The organism is Bacillus cereus group sp. MYBK14-1, from assembly GCF_051916885.1.
Lineage (GTDB): Bacteria > Bacillota > Bacilli > Bacillales > Bacillaceae_G > Bacillus_A > Bacillus_A cereus.
Window position 1 is genome coordinate 90,157 of sequence record NZ_JBQAHM010000004.1, and the last position, 16,148, is coordinate 106,304.

Genomic DNA, 16,148 nt, shown 5'->3' on the forward strand with positions numbered 1-16,148 from the left:
CAAACAAAAATGGTTATTTAACAAGCGTTCGTTTCTATTCTTTATGTAGTATGTTTGATTCATTTTCGCATGATACATAACGTCGAACAGAAAAACCCCTTCCATTGCGAAGGGGCTATTATCATACGGCTACGCCTACTGATAAACACCATCATCATTTTAACAACTTTCGTATAAATTTTAAAGCACTTTTTGTAGAAGAGTAACGAATTTTCATGTCGAATGCTGTAGATTGGGCTAAAATGCTTTTATAATGTGAAAAAGTCCGAAAACTTTCTTTCCCATGATAACCCCCTAATCCACTACTTCCAACACCCCCAAAAGGTAAATATGGCGTGGCAAGATGATAGACAACATCATTAATACAGCCTCCACCATATGAAATATTACTCGTCACTTTCTTTTGTACTTCTTTATCTTCAGAAAATACATATAACGCTAACGGCTTCGGATGTTGCTGGATTTTGCCAATTACATCTTCTATGTTGTCGTACTCTATGATTGGTAAAATCGGACCAAAAATTTCATCTTCCATAACAGTATCTTTCCATGTAATATCCGCTAGTACTGTCGGTTCAATATGTAATGTATCTTTCTTATAGTTTCCACCAATTACGACTTGACCATCTTGTAAAAATCCACATAATCGTTCAAAATGACGCTCACTTACAATACGCACATAATTTTCATTTTGCAAAGGTTCTTTACTATACTGCTCTGTAATTTCATGTCGCAGTGCCTCAATTAGCTTTTCTTTCACGGAAGAATGCACGTACATATAATCAGGCGCTACACACGTCTGCCCTGCATTTAAAAACTTACCCCAAACAATTCTTCTTGCTGTCATCTCTATCTTTGCATCTTTATGTACAATACAAGGACTTTTCCCGCCAAGTTCTAAAGTGAGCGGCGTCAACTGCTTCGCTGCTGCTTCCATTACAACTTTTCCAACGCCAACACTACCAGTAAAGAAAATATAATCAAACGGTTCCTTCAGCAAAGATGTACTCTCTTCAACGCCACCTTCTACTACCGCTACAAGCTCTTCTGGGAATAATTCATCTAACATTCTCTTAAGCACTTTTGAAACGCTTGGTGTTAACTCTGATGGCTTTAAAACGATTGTATTTCCAGCTGCCAGTGCTCCTACAAGTGGTGCAGTTGCTAATTGAAAAGGATAGTTCCACGGTGCAATAATAAGCGTCACACCATACGGTTCTGGCACTACTTTTCCTTTTGATCCAAAATGAGTAAGCGCTGTTCGAACTCGTTTCGGTTTACTCCACGATGACATATGTTTCAATTGAAAGGAAATTTCTTTTAATACATATCCAACCTCCGTTGTAAACGACTCGTGAACTGACTTATTTAAATCTAATTTCAATGCCTGAAATATTTCTTCTTCAAAACGCTGAATGCCTTCATAAAGCTTCTTCAAATTATTCTTTCTCATTTCGATGCTTCTCGTATGCCCTTTTAAAAAATATTCCTTTTGCCTACTTACAATAGAGGAAATACTCATTCACTCACCTTCTCCCACTATTTTTATCCAATTCTTTCATTATTTATATAGACTTCATATATAACAAATTTCTATTCTTAAGGTTACATTATATATGACTTTTTCAGCTATATAAAATTCATTGCTCACAAAAAAACTACCGAAAGAAAATCTCCCGGTAGTTTTACAGTATTAACGATATAAACGAACAGCACCTGCAGAATTATCATCAGCTTGTCCTACTACTTCAAACTTCAGACCAAGCTTCGGTAAAATACGTCCTGCATCTGGAATCTGTTGATTAATATACGTTTTAGAATCATCAAACTTCGGTACGCCTGCTAAGCCATCATACGTAAATGTTCCACGCGTTGGAGATACGACTTTCCAAGCTGGCGTTTTGTCGAATGAGAACGCTGCATCAGCGATTTGGAATCGTGTACTACTCTTAACTGTCGGTTTACCATTTAAAGTACCAACAATTGCTTCTGGATGAGAATCAACTACACCAAGGAAACCGTGTCCTGGATGTACACCAACCCAGTTATCTGTATAAGCTGAATCTGCATACCATACAACCATACCAGTGTTAAATACTGGACCGCGAGCAAATTTCAACGCGTTATCTGCCCCAGCATAGTTTCTCCACTCAACATAGTAGTTATGGCTTTTCTTCTCTGTTCCGTTAGAAACAGCGAAACCATCTAATTTTAATTGTGGTGTACCTTCTGCGTCATCAGAGAATACTACTTTACCATCTACTGTTAATGAAGCATTATCAAGAGCGAATCCATTTAATGCTAAACCACCATCAGTAATGTAATCAAATGTTAATTTTACTTTCTTGCCTTTGAATTGACTTAAATCATATGATTTGTCAATCCATTTTCCATTTGTCGAATCTGCATTTCCACTATTTGCTTTCTCACCAAGTCTTTCAATTAACGTTTGTTGACCATCTTCTGTTACAGCGTGTACTTCAAGAAAATCATAACCTGCTTCAATCTCATATAATGACTTGAAATCAAATTTTGCATTCGTTGCATTCGTTAAATCGAACAACGGTGTTTCCATCTTCGTATGAAGATCGTCACCTTTTGTGCTGTAATAATATTGTTTACCAAATGCTGGCTCAATTGTTTTAACATCTTTATCTGGTAAGTTAACACGGATCATACCTGGTCTTGCTGATTTCGTAACACTTTGATCCAAATATGTCGCTAGACCGATACCTTTATTTAATTTCTCGTAATCTACTTCTACGATATTTGCCCAGTTACCACCGATTGTTTTTTGGAAAAACTCTTTATTTTGTGGTGAGAAACTCGTTGGCGTCGTTCCAGCGATTTTACCAGCCCAGCTTCCGCCACTCATAATAGACCAAGCTTCAATCGGCTCACCTTGACCACTATATTGTGTATCGTACTCATCTGGAAGACCTAAATCATGACCATATTCATGTGCGAATACACCAACTGCTCCATCTTCTGGTTCAATTGTGTAGTCGAACGCTGCCATCTTTCCACCCCAATATGGAACTTTCGCTTGTGTACCTTCAATTGCGAATGGTTTTGGTCCAACTGTCCAGCGATGTGACCAAATTGCATCATCACCTAATTTACCACCACCTGCTTCTTGTCCAACACCTGCATGAATAATCATTAAGTGATCAATTAAACCATCCGGTTGATTTTTATTTCCATCACCATTTACATCATATTGATCAAATTGATCAAACTCTGATAGATCAAGACCGCTATCTACAGCTGCTTTTAATGCATCTTTTACTAAATCACGTGGGCCTTTTGGTCCTTTATTATCATGACCGCCGCTAGCAGCATCTGCACCGTAATCAGCAGCTTTACCAGGAACTGTTAACCATTTTGTAACTGTTCCGTCCACTGTGTAACTACCACCAGATTGCTCTTCGTAATATTGTTTAAACGTTTCAATTTTACTTCCATCATCTAATGTAAACGGCTCGTTGCCGAATAACATTTTTTCATAATGTTCTTTATTAAAATCGTTAGAATACATATATCCAGGCTCTTTGTCGATATTATTATGTTTAAAGTCAGCGTACTCTACAAGTAAAACGAGTACTTTATCTTTACGTACATCACCGTTATAGTCTTTTTGTTTCGCTGGAGAAGTTGGTACTTTACCATTTAGACCGCCTTTAACTGGGCCTGTCGCTGCAGGTGTTCCTGTTGCAGGGTTATCTAATTTTTCTTTCGTGTCTGCTTTCGCATCTTTCACTTTCTTTAAAAAATCAGATGCTTCTTTCGTAAGTTGATCCCCATTTGGTACTTCTTTCCCAGGATTTTCACCCTTTTTGTTCTCTACATACTTTTCGACAGCTTTCTTTGTTTCTTTCTCTGAAGCTGACGAATCAATTACCCCACGTTTTTTTAGCGCATCTGCTAAACGTTCTTCCGGAATTAAGTGATCATCAACTGGGCTCGTAGCTGTTTTATTCGCAGGCGTTTCAGCATATGCAGATTGAGTACCAGCTCCGAATGAAAGGCCTAATACAGCTGTTAAAGCGATTGATGACAAAACTTTGAACGGTTTCTTGTTCATCCCTTATTTCCTCCCCTAATAAATAATATGTATTACAAATTGAATTTTATTAAAAATTCAATATTTTTTCAATATTTAGTCATATTATGTAATATTTTTAATATATTTGTAAAAATTTCATAGTTAGCATACGAATATATCACAATTCAACAATGTTTTCTGAAAATATTGAAAGTTTTTATCGAACAATTTATAATTTCCATAGAGGGAGTTTAATGGGGATTTTATCTTTGTTTCATCTACACAATATTTGATAATTCACTATATAAAACACAAAATCCGATTGCATTATCATGTATTCTGTAGCAGCAATTATGACCGATAATTAGGGAGGAATTACATTTGTACAAAGATAAGACAGACGCACTGGATCAAGAATGGATTGATTTAATACTTGAAGCTCTAGATGCTGGTATCGCCATGCAAGACATCGAGCAATTTTTCCAACGTATGAAGCCATCCAGTCAGGCTCAATAGGTTTGTTCTTTTTAACGAAGTTTATGTTATAATAATGACATCATAAGACAACTACATATTGATAGAAAGGTGCGCAAATATGATTGGAGAACGTATAAAACGCCTTCGTTTACAAAAAGGGATTTCATTAACTGAACTTGCCGAAAAAGCTGGCGTTGCTAAATCTTACATTAGTTCTATAGAACGAAATTTACAAAAAAACCCTTCCATTCAGTTTCTTGAAAAGATCGCAGCAGTTCTACAAATTCCAGTTGATACTTTACTTCATGATGAAACAACAAAGGAAACTAACCTAGACTCCGAATGGACACAACTCGTTAAAGATGCAATGAACTCTGGTGTCTCCAAAGAACAATTTCGTGAATTTCTTGAATTTACAAAGTGGAAGCAAAATCAAAAATAATAATAGAAAGAAGTGCTTACAACCAGCACTTCTTTTTCTTTATAAAAAAAAGCGGGAATACCCGCTTTTTTATTATTTTTCTTCCCCAGCTTCTTGGTTGGCATTGAATGTCCATTCTAAATTCAATGTATCACCTTGGAAGATATTTTGGTCTTTTCCATCATCTACGAATTCAAATTGTACCCATAGATAATCCTCTGTACCAGCTGCTAATCCACCCTTTTCTCCCCACTCAGGAGCAAAGATATCTTTAGCTAAAAGATCTGGATCAACTTTTTGTAAGTCTGCTAAAGTTGTTTCATATACAGGCTCACTTTGTTTATCCCAGTTCCAAAGGAATTTTACTTTAACGTGCTTACCAAAGTCTTCACCAGCATTATCACCTTTTGCATCTTTAACAGTATACTTTGTTGCTAATTTAACGTCTTTAATAGTTAACGAACCGCTGTTTTGTAATAAGAACTCTTTCTTAACAGAATCCCCTGGTTTTAAATCTTTAATATCTACAAGCGTCTTAGGGTTTAATGTAAGGTCTAACGTCCCAGCTGCAAATGTATTGTTTGATACTTCTTTATCGCTAAAGAATGCAAATGTTCCTCCACCAATTAAAGCTAACCCCAATGCTGCTGATGCAACTCCCATACCTAATTTCTTTTTCAGACTCACAATCAATTCCCCCTAGCTTTTTTTTATATTTTTATCACTTATTTTTCAATAAGAGATGTAAAGAAAACTATATTAGCTTAGCTAATATGCGTTCTTTTTTAAAAACCTTATGTTCATTATAACGAACAACCCTATATAAACACAACACATATTTATTAATATTTTCAGTTATTTTTATTTCTCAATATTTTTTAGACTTTTCGGAAAAAATAATGATAATTTATAACTTTTTTCACACTCAAATCACTTAATACTATAAGAAAAAAGAAAAACAAAGAGGTGAGGGCTAACGTTCCCTCACACTCGTATAAATATTACTAGTCTTGCTTATTCGTTCACTCTCTCTTACACCACATTCTTGTTTTCTGGCTGTTTCACTAAAGCAGTTACTCCGCTTTCTTCTGCTCTTCTACTTTTTTCTGTTCTTCCGCTTTCTTTTGCTCTTCTACTTTTTTCTGTTCTTCTACTTTCTTCTGTTCTTCTACTTCCTTCTGTTCTTCGGCTTTCTTTTGTTCTTCGGCTTTCTTCTGTTCTTCTACTTTCTTTTGTTCTTCGGCTTTCTTTTGTTCTTCGGCTTTCTTTTGTTCTTCTACTTTCTTCTGTTCCTCTGCTTTCTTTTGTTCTTCTACTTTCTTTTGTCCTTCCGCTTCAATTGCAACGTTTAATTGTTGCTGAAGAGCCTGAATTTGCTCATCAATAGCTTTCAAGCTAATTTCTTTCTCAATATAGTCACGCTTCTCTTTGATACTGCGAAAGCCTTCATTTACATATATGGACACTTGCTGCATCGACTCATCTTTATTTACCTTTAATTCTTCTTGTATTTGATTGTAAGGAGCTTCTATTTCAGTATATACATTTTGCAGAGCTTCCTTCTCAGCAACAATTTTCTCACGCCCTTGTTGCCATACAGAAATCGCCTGTTTTATTTCTTCAATAGAAGTTGCTTTCGATTTCCCCTTCATCGTTCCATACTCACGCTCAATAAACTGTTTATGTTTCTCAGATTGCTCTTTTAACGTATTAACTGTTTTCGGAAATATAATTGCTGTAGAAAGCGTCGCTTCTACTTTCGTTTCATGAATGAACGCCGCTTCTGTATGCGTCATAATTTGAGATCCTAAATAAAACGTAATAGAACACATACACGGCAATATAAGCATCTTTTTAAAATTACGCGGTCTTTTCAGCATCTTAATCTCTCCCATCGAACATTACGTTCTTTATACAGAACATTATCTATATTATAGTAAAGAACTATTAAAATTGATAGACAAATACTAGAAAAATAGAAAAAGGGCTATCCATGTGATAGCCCTTTTTATTATTATCTTTCTTCACCTGCTGTTTGTTGTGCATCAAACGTCCAATTTAATTGTAACTTATCGCCTTGGAATTGATTTTGATCTTTTCCATTATCAACGAACTCAAATTTCACTTTGAATTTATCAGATTTACCTGCTGAAATACCTTTTTCATCCCAGAACCAAGCCGATAAATCATTATCTACAGCTGTAAGTGTGTCACCTTTTAATTTATCTAAAGTAGTTTGTTTCACAATTGTCTCATGCTTATCTACATTTTTTAAGAATGTTACTTTAATATGTTTACCAAAATCATCTTTATTATCTTTCTTTACATCTTCTACATTATAATCTGTTTTCAGTAGAACCTTTTTAATATCTAAAGAACCTTTATTTTCTAGTTTAAATTCTTTTTCAATTGTATCCCCAGGTTTTAAATTCGATACGTTAACAACTGTTGATGGATTTAATGCTAAATCCAGTGTTCCAGCCGCAAATGTATTGTTTGACACTTCTTTATCACTGAAAAATGCAAATGTTCCTCCACCAACTAAAGCTGCTCCTAATACTGCTGATGTAATACCCATTCCTAATTTTTTCTTTAAAGTCATGTCCATATCCCCTTAATATATATTTGTTAACTTCCTAAACGGAAAGTATAACCAAACGAACTAGACGGATTGTTCTACTTTTTTATCTTTCTTTTCTCCGTCAATGCTACGAATAGCACCAAAAATAGAAATAGCGGAATAACCAAGCAAAAAGACTCCTGGAATAATAAGAAGCAATGCTGCTCCCGCTTTTGAATTCGCATAATTCAGTAAATAACCAACATACGGAACTGTAATATCTGCATACTTTCCAACTACATTTTCTGCAAGTACTGGCTCTAAATCTGGTCCGTTGTTGTTATCCCCTTTTGTTTCATACATTACTTTTCCATTTGTATCTTTCACACCGATAATACGGTGAGTGATAATTTTTTGATCTTTCTCTTTAAAGGTAATAACATCACCTTTTTGATATTTAGAACCATCTTTGTTTGGTTCTATTGCAATGATTGATCCTGTTAAAAACGTCGGCTCCATTGATCCTGAAAGAACGCTCTTAAATTGATATCCCATCACTGTCGGATCACCACCGCTTGCTTTTGAAGAAATAACTACAAAAGCTAAAAAAACCATCAATGCAAATAAAACAAATGAGATCGCGTTGCTAATTATCTTCCATATTAATTTCATCGTCTCTCTCCCTCTCCGTTGTTTTATATTATTTGAAGTATGCAACATCCACTTTGTTCTTTAACAAGAACACAAGTAAATGATATAACGAACTTTAAGTTATTGCAATAAGAAAATTTACAATTATTAGTTATTTAAAATATAGAAAAAAGACTGTGCCAAAATTTTACACAGTCTTTTTATTAGTAATTTATTTATCTTCTGATTTCATTCCTTTTGTATTTCGGCGCAACACTACATATAAAATTGCTCCAAATAATATAATCGCACCTATCCCAACACTTATTACTTTCACATTTGAGTCTTTTACTTCAGGCATAGTTGTATCTTTTTTAGGCATCGTAAAAGTGACATCTTCTGTTGAAAGAACATTTACCGTCGCAATTGTTTGATTATTTTTCGTAATATCAACTGCACCAACTACCTCACCACGATGTATTCCTTTATGATATAAAGATTCTTTATCTAATGAAGCCGCCCGGAAAATAGTTTTCACATTTTTCCCTTCATCTTTCTTAAGCATAAGCTCCGCACTTTGTTCCAACTCAGAATTAACATCTTTATTTAAATATGTTGTTTTTTGATGCCAATTATGTTTATCAAGCACCATTTGCTTCGTAAATTGACCGAAAGAATATTCCGCCATCTGCTTCAAATCTTCATAAATTTCAGGTCTTTGAGAAGCCATTACTACGCTTATAATACGATTTCCATCTTTCTCATTTAATAAAACAAGTGTATTACGTGCTTCATTCGTAAACCCTGTCTTACCGCCAATGCTATATGGATTTTCAAAAAAATTAGATTTATTAAAAATAGACACCGTCTGCCTAGACGTCGTAACTGTCGTTCTTTTCGTATTCATCGCTTGTAAAATTTCAGGATACTTTTGCACACCCTTCGTAATCATAGCCATATCATACGGCGTCGTATAATGGTTCGGATCATGCAATCCATTCGGTGTTACAAAGTGGCTATCTTTCGCTCCTAATTGCTTCGCTTTCTCATTCATCATATTAGCGAAATTCTCAACACTCCCGCCAATCCGCTCCGCAATCGCATACGACACATCATTCGCACTCAGCACCATTAAAATCATAAGCGCAGTATTTCTATTAATTGTCTCTCCAGGTTGAAACTCAATTTGATAATTACTCTTCTCTTGATCTAATGCTAATTGTGAAAATGTAAATTGATCCTCTGGCTTTGTATGCTCCATGAGTAAAATCGCTGTTAACACCTTCGTCGTACTAGCAGGATATGCTCGGTGATATGCGTTTTTATCATACAAAACATCTCCTGTTTTCGCATCAATTGTCGTTGCAAACTGACTAAAAACATTCGGTCCTTCCGCAGGTGGTGGTGCAACTTGTTCTGGATTTACTCCAATATTCGTCTCAGCACGCAATGTTATGGGCGTCAAAAAAAACGAACAAATAACTGTAATAAAAACCAAAATTTTCTTAAAATTTACCATATGACTCTCCCTTTTCCATTTACTCCTTAACAAAATAATAAATCTACCAATCATATGTAATTTGTATTATATTGGAAGAAATTTCACTATTTTTTACTATATCATACTTTTACGATAAAGAACATAAATATACAATAAAAATAAGAAGGAATTACTCTTTCTTATCCTTCTCATCAATCAACGAATCTATTAACTTTTGACTAGCTTCCTCGGGCGTAATCTCATCTGTTATTCCCATAAACGACCAACCTTTAGAATCAACCCACTCAACAAACTCTTGTAAAAATTCATCATGTGTAACATCCACATCAAGAATCGATCCATTAATCAAAATCGTTCTATTTTTAGACACGCGCATCTTGAACGTTTTTCTTACCATTACAACTTTTCTCCCTCTACTTCTGAATATTTATAAAGTGAAACTTTCATCAACCCTCACGAATCGGACTTTTACGGGCATTCCGACCCGAACCTAACTTCTTTACTTTTGCTGAATTTCGAGGTAAGGGATCTTACTGCCCGCAAATAGCGAGATAAAATAATCATGTATCTCTGTTATACATGATTTTCAGTAAATTGTAAAAAGGATATATTGGCCAATTTAAATAGCAAAAATGAAAATCTCTTACCTACGTAAACGTAATACGGCATACAATTGCTCATAAATTATTAAATAAATCCATAAAAATATACACTTTAAAACATAATTGAGTAAGCCATTCTAGTCTTTTGGAAGATATTATCTAAAATAGTATACTAAACGGATAAAGGATATTTGAATAAAGAAACTGAGGCTTTCTATTTAGCTGGACTCTTAAGTTGTAGACTTAGAGACTGATGCCGGAATTCATATTTAATTTCTATTTCTGTACATCATATCGTAAGAAAGAAGGTAGTACTGTGAAAACAACAGAAAATTTTACTGACAGGGCCGATATATATGCAAAATATCGCCCTAGTTATCCTAATGAATATATTGATTACTTGCTTTCAGCTAACCAACTGAAAGGGAATCGGATTGTGGCTGATATTGGTTCAGGTACGGGGATATTTAGCCACCAGCTGCTTGAAAGTGGTTTACATGTTATTGGAGTTGAGCCAAATGATGATATGAGAAAGATGGCTGATCAATCATTAAAACTATATTCTCGTTTTCAATCCATAAAAGCAACTGCTGAAAATACCACTTTAAAAGAAAATAGTGTAGATTTAGTAACTGTTGCCCAAGCATTTCATTGGTTTAATAAAGAGGCTTTCAAAATCGAATGCCAACGAATTTTAAAACAAAAAGCAAATGTTGCACTTGTTTGGAATAGTAGAGATTTAACTAGTCCACTTATTAAAGAGAATGCAGAAATTTGCCAGAAAACCTGTCCAAACTTTAAAGGCTTTAGCGGTGGAATAGATGAAACTCCAGAAGTATTTAACAACTTTTTTAAAGATGGAAAGTATGATTTTAAAGAATATCAAAATGATTTACTTTTTGATTATGAAGGGTTTTTGGGAAGGAATTTATCAGCATCTTATGCTCCGAAAGAAAATGACGAACAGTATAAAAACTTTATTTTTCTCCTATCAGAGCTATTCGAAAAATACAGTAAAGATGGAAAAATTATTCTCCCGAATTTAACACGAAGCTATCTAGGCAATGTATAAACAGCCTGATACAAAGAGACATTGAACGGAATTAAAACAAGCTTAACCCCTCCCTGAATGTAGAACGAGGTTAGGCTTGTTTTGCATTTTACCACATCAAATTCAAATGACTTTCGTACAATAAAGTAGAATATATTAGAAAACACCTTAAACTGAGGAGGAACTCAATGGCGCGTTGTACGTATTGTAAAACGAAGTGGAAAGTAAAAGATGTATGGTCAATACTCTTGACATTTGAAAAAGATTGTCCGTATTGTTTTGGGAGGCAATATCTATCAAAGAAAACAGTGAACGCTATGCCAGAACTTATAAGCTTACCTTTACACTTCTTGTTCCCTTTTCTTGTTGATTTGAGTGATGAAGGTCCTTTGGATTGGTATCGGAAGTAATATAACCTCTACATCCAAAGACTACTTTCTACTAAATTCGCTTCTCATCATTATCCCTTCATACATTACTCTCATAATCGCTTATACTTTCCCTTTTAAAGATCCCATAGCTCAACAGGAAGAGCGTCCCCTGAACAAATTTTATCAATTATGACTAAAAAAACAGTGATATATGTATACTGTTAAACATAAAAAATTAGCATTAGGTTCCAATTAAATATTAATTGAAACCCAACACTACTTGTATTCTGTAATTCAGAATACAAGTAGTGTTTTTTATTATGCATTTTTGCATACAGTATTGTTTTCTCTTGTAAATAGATAATAATGGTATATAATAAAACCAACGTTTTACCAATAAAAGGTAATAAAGAGTAGTGGGATAAGCAAATAACCAAAACGTATTAACAGATTTGTTCTATGTAAATCATGATACATATATGAAATCAAAACTATGAAATTTTATGTAGGGATTAGATTACTACAAGATGAAAGATTCATAGCGAATGCACTCGAGGAAAAAAGTGTTCGATTAGATTAATCTTATAAAACTATTTAATGTGACGCCTATCGAACGAATTGAGAATATACTTAGGGGGAATTTCAAGTGAAGGCATTTAGTAAAGTATTATTAACTGGCGCATTAGCTTTAGGCGGTTTAACGGTTATGAACATTGAAACACCAAAAGCACATGCTGACGAATGGGATGGTTGTCATTACATTTGTGGTCCTGGTGAAACGGTGAACGGTGTTACAGTTCAGGTACACTCTACACAAGTTACTTTTGGTAACAGCGTAATTGCAAGAATTACAAATGACCGAGCTGAAGAAATTCATTACAATGTCAGCCTTGAAAAGAAATATGGCGATAGATGGGGAGAATTTGAAACCAACTTCCGTTGGCAAAATCAATGGGTCCCAGCTGGAAGCAATGATGAAATTGCAACTTTCACAGGATATGGCGATGATATTTATGAGGATGGAACATATCGTTATAAAGTCGAAATAAAAGGCGCTGACGGTTCTATTGATACAATTTACACAGCAGGAATGACAGTTACAGGACGATAGCTTATGAACAAGCTCCATTATTTATGATTGTATTTTTGAAAATATCATTGATAATTGCGTTGATATTATTATTAAAATAAGCTCTTCGGGGCTTATTTTTTTATACAAAAATTAGAATATAAATATTCAGAAAATTACATCTTTACACCATTAAAGTTTGTTGCTATTATAGGAATACATCAAATGTTACAATACTCAACAAATTGTACAAATCCTCCGATTACACGAATGAAATGAAAATACATTGCTGATGGTAACATTTATAGTTGGGATCCCGTAGCTCAGCAGGGAGAGCGCCACCTTGACAGGGTGGAGGTCGTGAGTTCGAGCCTCTCCGGGGTCATATAAAAAAGAGACACCATATCAACCTTCTACGTGATATAGTGTCTCTTTTTTATCTAATTCAATTACTTCCCACCAAACATCTTCTCCAAAGATTTCGCATTTGCAAACAATACTTCTTTCAAGTTATCGTCAGCAACGATTTTATAGTCGCCATCTTTGTCTTTCTTTAAGTTCAATGTAACTTCGCGAGTTGCCATTGCTGCATCTTTATCCGTTAAGTTTTTGATGATAGTTGAGGTCATTGTTTTTTCGATTGCTTTTTCAGATTGTTCTTTGTCTTCACTAAATGCGCTAGCGAAGGCCATTGGCATAACTTCTCCCACTGCTTTTGTTACAGCAACGGATAGATCAGCAGATGTAATTTTCACTTTCACTTCTGCTTTGTCATCCTTTTTCGATACTTCTTCTAGCTTTTCAAATTTAAAGTTCTTTGTAATTGCACTTAGCATTGCTTTTGCCTCAGCATCATCTGTTTTTTCATTTAGCTTATTAAATTCCTTGTCACTCTCAACAAATGTACGAGCCTTTTCTACATCACCTTTTTGTATCGCTGTTAAAAATTCTTCTGTAGTATCTTTCGGATTTGCACACCCTGCTAAAACACCTGCTGTTAATCCTACTACCATCATTAATAGCAATAATCTCTTTATCTTTTGCACGCTCATTCTCCTCTTATCTTTTCTAGTAAGTCAGCATCATACAATATTATGAAACTGACATTACAAACATTTTTTAGTATAGCATTTATATGATTCGTTTTCTATTAATTCCCAAAAGATAAAGGGCCTTGCAGCATTCCTACAAGGTCCCTCTTCTATCAATCTGTATCCATAGCACAAATGAACCACATTTTCTGTTCCCTACTATCTAACACCATCCAAGTAACATCCCACGCAACATCGTAAAACCAATCTGTCCAAGGGCGATAGCTTTCGAACACTTTAATATCTTCGTATCGATTTTGGAACATATATTGACATACATTGACTGCTAATTGTTTTGCGATAACTGGTCGTTCCTTAAACCCTTCATATGCTCCGCCCCACAAAATTTGCGCAGCAATGCTACCATCAAGCATAACTGCCAGCTGCTCTTTAAAACGAAACTTATATTTGTCTGATGTATGTATTTTTAACTCTTCTAAGTTATTGATTATATCTAAAGAGTTGAAGATTCTTCTAAAGAAGTGCTCATGTCCATCTTTCGAATGTGGTATTTCTTTAAAAAATTTTCGTTATGCACTTTAAAACAGCTTATTATTGCTCCACCAATTAAGTTTTGTTCCTTAAACGTGTTTATAAGTTGCTCAACAGATGAGTTATTCGTGTCTATTTTTTCAAACGTTCCCTCTTTCCATCTCATAACGCCCACTACTCTCTATTAAAAATTTGTTTCTTCATTATAAATAGCAAAATAAAAACCAGCAACTTTAAGGTTGCTGGCTTAGCTCTTATTCATATTCGAAAAAACAATAACAACTGCTCCAAACAAATAATGCCCTACTACCATCCACATACTCCAATCAAAAATCATAAGCAATAACCAAAGTGATATATTCATAGCAGCAAATAATAAATATAAAATCTCTCTTTTGTATCGCTCCTCTATTCATCAAAATGTAAACAGCACCGATAGGAGGAAAAAGACAAATATTTTTCTTAACACCCACGGATACGAAATTACTGTCTGCATATGAATCCCCTTTTCATCACAATACTTGCTTCAACATCGGCCTCACTACCCTATATTCATCACTATAAGCTTCCTTTATGATTAAAGGCGGGTAATCACTTTTTTCTTCCTCAATCATTGTAAATACTTCTGTTTTCTCTTGTAATGTATTAGATTCTCTATTTTTAGTAGGTTTTCTACTTGTTTTAATTTTCTTTGTTACTTCGCCAAGTTTTTGCCCAACTTCTTTTACTTTGGCTGGTTCATTCGTAACATAGTATTCTTGTTTGTCCCATACTAATATAGGTGGCACTTGTTCTCTTTTGTTACATATTATATAAGTAGTACTAGCTACAAGTAGTAGACAAGTTAATAAATAGAAGATAGTTTTTTTATTCATATACTACACTCCTTATCTATCATTTCATTGGATTATATAATATAAGTCATTTATAGTAAATGGATTTAGTGGTAATTTTTAGGTTGAATAATAAAGAAAAACCTTACCGAAGTAAGGTTCCGTTTTTTCATTCTATAGTGACTGACTTATTAAAACGATCATTACAATAATCGCTATAAACATAACAACTAAACAGCCGATCATTTTATAAAATCCTCGTTTCGTTAACGTCCCGCCTTGAACGTCTTTACGAATAAATAAGAATACAGCTAAAAATAATACAAGCCCAATGCCAAAAGCATACATCATTTGCATATGTTAATCTTCCTTTCTCTCTTCCATCTTAATATCTTTTTGCCAAAACAACAAATGAGATAAAGACGGTACTCATTGTAAGTGCCATAAGTATATTCAATAATATAGAAGAAACTTTTTTCAATTTCAGCACGTCTATTTTGAAGCGAAACACGGAACACTGTAAATAAATGTTACTATATCTCCTCACTTCTTTTTTTAAAATTTAATATCTCCATATTTGTTTTATCCTTTTAAAACATTTCATTTATTTCTTTATTTCACGAAATACGTTATTTGTTTTACGGTGTTTTTCGTCATATTTATAGAAACTAACTGTTTATGGAGCATTTTTTATGTTTAGCAACTTTTTTTGTAGAAATCCTTCACTTTCCTTTCAATATTTAACACTATCTAAATAAAGTTTACGATAAATTCATAATTTTTTATTTTTTATACTATATTCCGTTATATTGTTGTATAATATCTATGAAAGCGCTTATTATTTCAATATACATAATTCAAACTAATTTTATCGAAACATTCTAACTATTATACCTATATTTAAATGCACCAATTATAGCTATTAGTATAGGCATACCAAATATATCCACCCCATTTTTCTGTAAAATTACTTTATAACATGAAAGATTAACTTGGGTGATAAGT

16 protein-coding genes, 1 tRNA gene and 3 pseudogenes are annotated in these 16,148 nt (G+C 34.1%); 6 read left to right on the plus strand and 14 right to left on the minus strand.

Features of this window, described 5'->3' with window-relative positions:
- Window positions 1-154: 154 nt before the first annotated feature.
- Together ACTFR3_RS13360 and inhA1 are read right to left on the minus strand one after the other, a co-directional pair.
- The gene (locus tag ACTFR3_RS13360) at window positions 155-1,522 is read right to left on the minus strand and encodes an aldehyde dehydrogenase (protein WP_440044471.1); all 1,368 of its coding nucleotides are present in this window, start codon (window positions 1,520-1,522) and stop codon (window positions 155-157) included.
- Window positions 1,523-1,693: 171 nt separating this feature from the next.
- Complete coding sequence (gene inhA1 / locus ACTFR3_RS13365; protein WP_440044472.1) at window positions 1,694-4,084, minus strand: M6 family metalloprotease immune inhibitor InhA1; 2,391 nt, start codon at window positions 4,082-4,084, stop codon at window positions 1,694-1,696.
- Between the two features lie 342 nt (window positions 4,085-4,426).
- Between inhA1 and ACTFR3_RS13370 the strand changes: the two genes are divergently transcribed.
- Entirely contained in the window at window positions 4,427-4,561 is a 135-nt protein-coding gene (locus tag ACTFR3_RS13370) for an anti-repressor SinI family protein (RefSeq protein ID WP_000276219.1), read from the plus strand.
- Between the two features lie 79 nt (window positions 4,562-4,640).
- Window positions 4,641-4,964 (plus strand): helix-turn-helix domain-containing protein, encoded by a 324-nt coding sequence (locus ACTFR3_RS13375; protein WP_000578885.1) that lies wholly within the window; start codon window positions 4,641-4,643, stop codon window positions 4,962-4,964.
- Window positions 4,965-5,036: 72 nt separating this feature from the next.
- Here the strand turns inward: ACTFR3_RS13375 and calY are convergent, their stop codons facing one another.
- The 6 genes from calY to ACTFR3_RS13405 form a co-directional block, all read right to left on the minus strand.
- Window positions 5,037-5,630 (minus strand): biofilm matrix protein CalY, encoded by a 594-nt coding sequence (gene calY / locus ACTFR3_RS13380; protein ID WP_000053713.1) that lies wholly within the window; start codon window positions 5,628-5,630, stop codon window positions 5,037-5,039.
- A gap of 386 nt (window positions 5,631-6,016) precedes the next feature.
- Entirely contained in the window at window positions 6,017-6,823 is an 807-nt protein-coding gene (locus ACTFR3_RS13385) for a DUF4047 domain-containing protein (protein WP_440044473.1), read from the minus strand.
- A gap of 134 nt (window positions 6,824-6,957) precedes the next feature.
- Window positions 6,958-7,545 (minus strand): CalY family protein, encoded by a 588-nt coding sequence (locus ACTFR3_RS13390; protein WP_000172852.1) that lies wholly within the window; start codon window positions 7,543-7,545, stop codon window positions 6,958-6,960.
- 60 nt (window positions 7,546-7,605) lie between these two features.
- Entirely contained in the window at window positions 7,606-8,175 is a 570-nt protein-coding gene (gene sipW, locus ACTFR3_RS13395; RefSeq protein WP_000767792.1) for a signal peptidase I SipW, read from the minus strand.
- Between the two features lie 190 nt (window positions 8,176-8,365).
- On the minus strand, window positions 8,366-9,652 hold the full coding sequence (locus tag ACTFR3_RS13400) for a D-alanyl-D-alanine carboxypeptidase family protein (protein WP_000247030.1): 1,287 nt from the start codon (window positions 9,650-9,652) through the stop codon (window positions 8,366-8,368).
- A gap of 151 nt (window positions 9,653-9,803) precedes the next feature.
- Entirely contained in the window at window positions 9,804-10,031 is a 228-nt protein-coding gene (locus ACTFR3_RS13405) for a hypothetical protein (RefSeq protein ID WP_420953566.1), read from the minus strand.
- 521 nt (window positions 10,032-10,552) lie between these two features.
- On the opposite strand from ACTFR3_RS13405, the gene ACTFR3_RS13410 reads away from it, so the two are divergent.
- The 4 genes from ACTFR3_RS13410 (at window position 10,553) to ACTFR3_RS13425 (ending at window position 13,112) form a co-directional block, all read left to right on the plus strand.
- The gene (locus tag ACTFR3_RS13410) at window positions 10,553-11,308 is read left to right on the plus strand and encodes a class I SAM-dependent methyltransferase (RefSeq protein WP_440044474.1); all 756 of its coding nucleotides are present in this window, start codon (window positions 10,553-10,555) and stop codon (window positions 11,306-11,308) included.
- Window positions 11,309-11,475: 167 nt separating this feature from the next.
- Window positions 11,476-11,697 carry a hypothetical protein gene (locus tag ACTFR3_RS13415; protein WP_023521452.1) on the plus strand — a complete coding sequence of 74 codons (222 nt, stop codon included), beginning with the start codon at window positions 11,476-11,478 and terminating at the stop codon, window positions 11,695-11,697.
- Window positions 11,698-12,304: 607 nt separating this feature from the next.
- Window positions 12,305-12,769 (plus strand): hypothetical protein, encoded by a 465-nt coding sequence (locus tag ACTFR3_RS13420; protein WP_000643273.1) that lies wholly within the window; start codon window positions 12,305-12,307, stop codon window positions 12,767-12,769.
- Between the two features lie 270 nt (window positions 12,770-13,039).
- Window positions 13,040-13,112: transfer RNA gene (locus tag ACTFR3_RS13425), tRNA-Val, on the plus strand.
- A gap of 64 nt (window positions 13,113-13,176) precedes the next feature.
- Here ACTFR3_RS13425 and ACTFR3_RS13430 read toward each other — a convergent pair.
- The 6 genes and pseudogenes from ACTFR3_RS13430 to ACTFR3_RS13455 form a co-directional block, all read right to left on the minus strand.
- Complete coding sequence (locus ACTFR3_RS13430; RefSeq protein ID WP_001169495.1) at window positions 13,177-13,773, minus strand: DUF4878 domain-containing protein; 597 nt, start codon at window positions 13,771-13,773, stop codon at window positions 13,177-13,179.
- A 158-nt stretch (window positions 13,774-13,931) separates the two neighbouring features.
- Window positions 13,932-14,476: pseudogene (locus ACTFR3_RS13435) on the minus strand (hypothetical protein).
- Window positions 14,477-14,557: 81 nt separating this feature from the next.
- Window positions 14,558-14,806 (minus strand): annotated as a pseudogene (locus tag ACTFR3_RS13440) (hypothetical protein).
- Between the two features lie 16 nt (window positions 14,807-14,822).
- Window positions 14,823-15,185 carry a hypothetical protein gene (locus tag ACTFR3_RS13445; RefSeq protein ID WP_001036584.1) on the minus strand — a complete coding sequence of 121 codons (363 nt, stop codon included), beginning with the start codon at window positions 15,183-15,185 and terminating at the stop codon, window positions 14,823-14,825.
- 132 nt (window positions 15,186-15,317) lie between these two features.
- Window positions 15,318-15,500, minus strand: coding sequence for a DUF3976 domain-containing protein (locus ACTFR3_RS13450; RefSeq protein WP_001178302.1), 183 nt, complete (start codon window positions 15,498-15,500; stop codon window positions 15,318-15,320).
- Window positions 15,501-15,528: 28 nt separating this feature from the next.
- Window positions 15,529-15,606, minus strand: a pseudogene (locus ACTFR3_RS13455) (permease); the annotation flags it as partial.
- Window positions 15,607-16,148: the final 542 nt, after the last annotated feature.

What these genes read in the sequence shown, in the direction of transcription:
- ACTFR3_RS13360 (WP_440044471.1), bottom strand. Translation starts at nt 1,522, where the DNA reads ATGAGTATTTCCTCTATTGTAAGTAGGCAAAAGGAATATTTTTTAAAA.
- inhA1 (WP_440044472.1), bottom strand. Translation starts at nt 4,084, where the DNA reads ATGAACAAGAAACCGTTCAAAGTTTTGTCATCAATCGCTTTAACAGCT.
- ACTFR3_RS13375 (WP_000578885.1), top strand. Translation starts at nt 4,641, where the DNA reads ATGATTGGAGAACGTATAAAACGCCTTCGTTTACAAAAAGGGATTTCA.
- ACTFR3_RS13385 (WP_440044473.1), bottom strand. Translation starts at nt 6,823, where the DNA reads ATGCTGAAAAGACCGCGTAATTTTAAAAAGATGCTTATATTGCCGTGT.
- ACTFR3_RS13390 (WP_000172852.1), bottom strand. Translation starts at nt 7,545, where the DNA reads ATGACTTTAAAGAAAAAATTAGGAATGGGTATTACATCAGCAGTATTA.
- sipW (WP_000767792.1), bottom strand. Translation starts at nt 8,175, where the DNA reads ATGAAATTAATATGGAAGATAATTAGCAACGCGATCTCATTTGTTTTA.
- ACTFR3_RS13400 (WP_000247030.1), bottom strand. Translation starts at nt 9,652, where the DNA reads ATGGTAAATTTTAAGAAAATTTTGGTTTTTATTACAGTTATTTGTTCG.
- ACTFR3_RS13405 (WP_420953566.1), bottom strand. Translation starts at nt 10,031, where the DNA reads ATGGTAAGAAAAACGTTCAAGATGCGCGTGTCTAAAAATAGAACGATT.
- ACTFR3_RS13415 (WP_023521452.1), top strand. Translation starts at nt 11,476, where the DNA reads ATGGCGCGTTGTACGTATTGTAAAACGAAGTGGAAAGTAAAAGATGTA.
- ACTFR3_RS13445 (WP_001036584.1), bottom strand. Translation starts at nt 15,185, where the DNA reads ATGAATAAAAAAACTATCTTCTATTTATTAACTTGTCTACTACTTGTA.
- ACTFR3_RS13450 (WP_001178302.1), bottom strand. Translation starts at nt 15,500, where the DNA reads ATGCAAATGATGTATGCTTTTGGCATTGGGCTTGTATTATTTTTAGCT.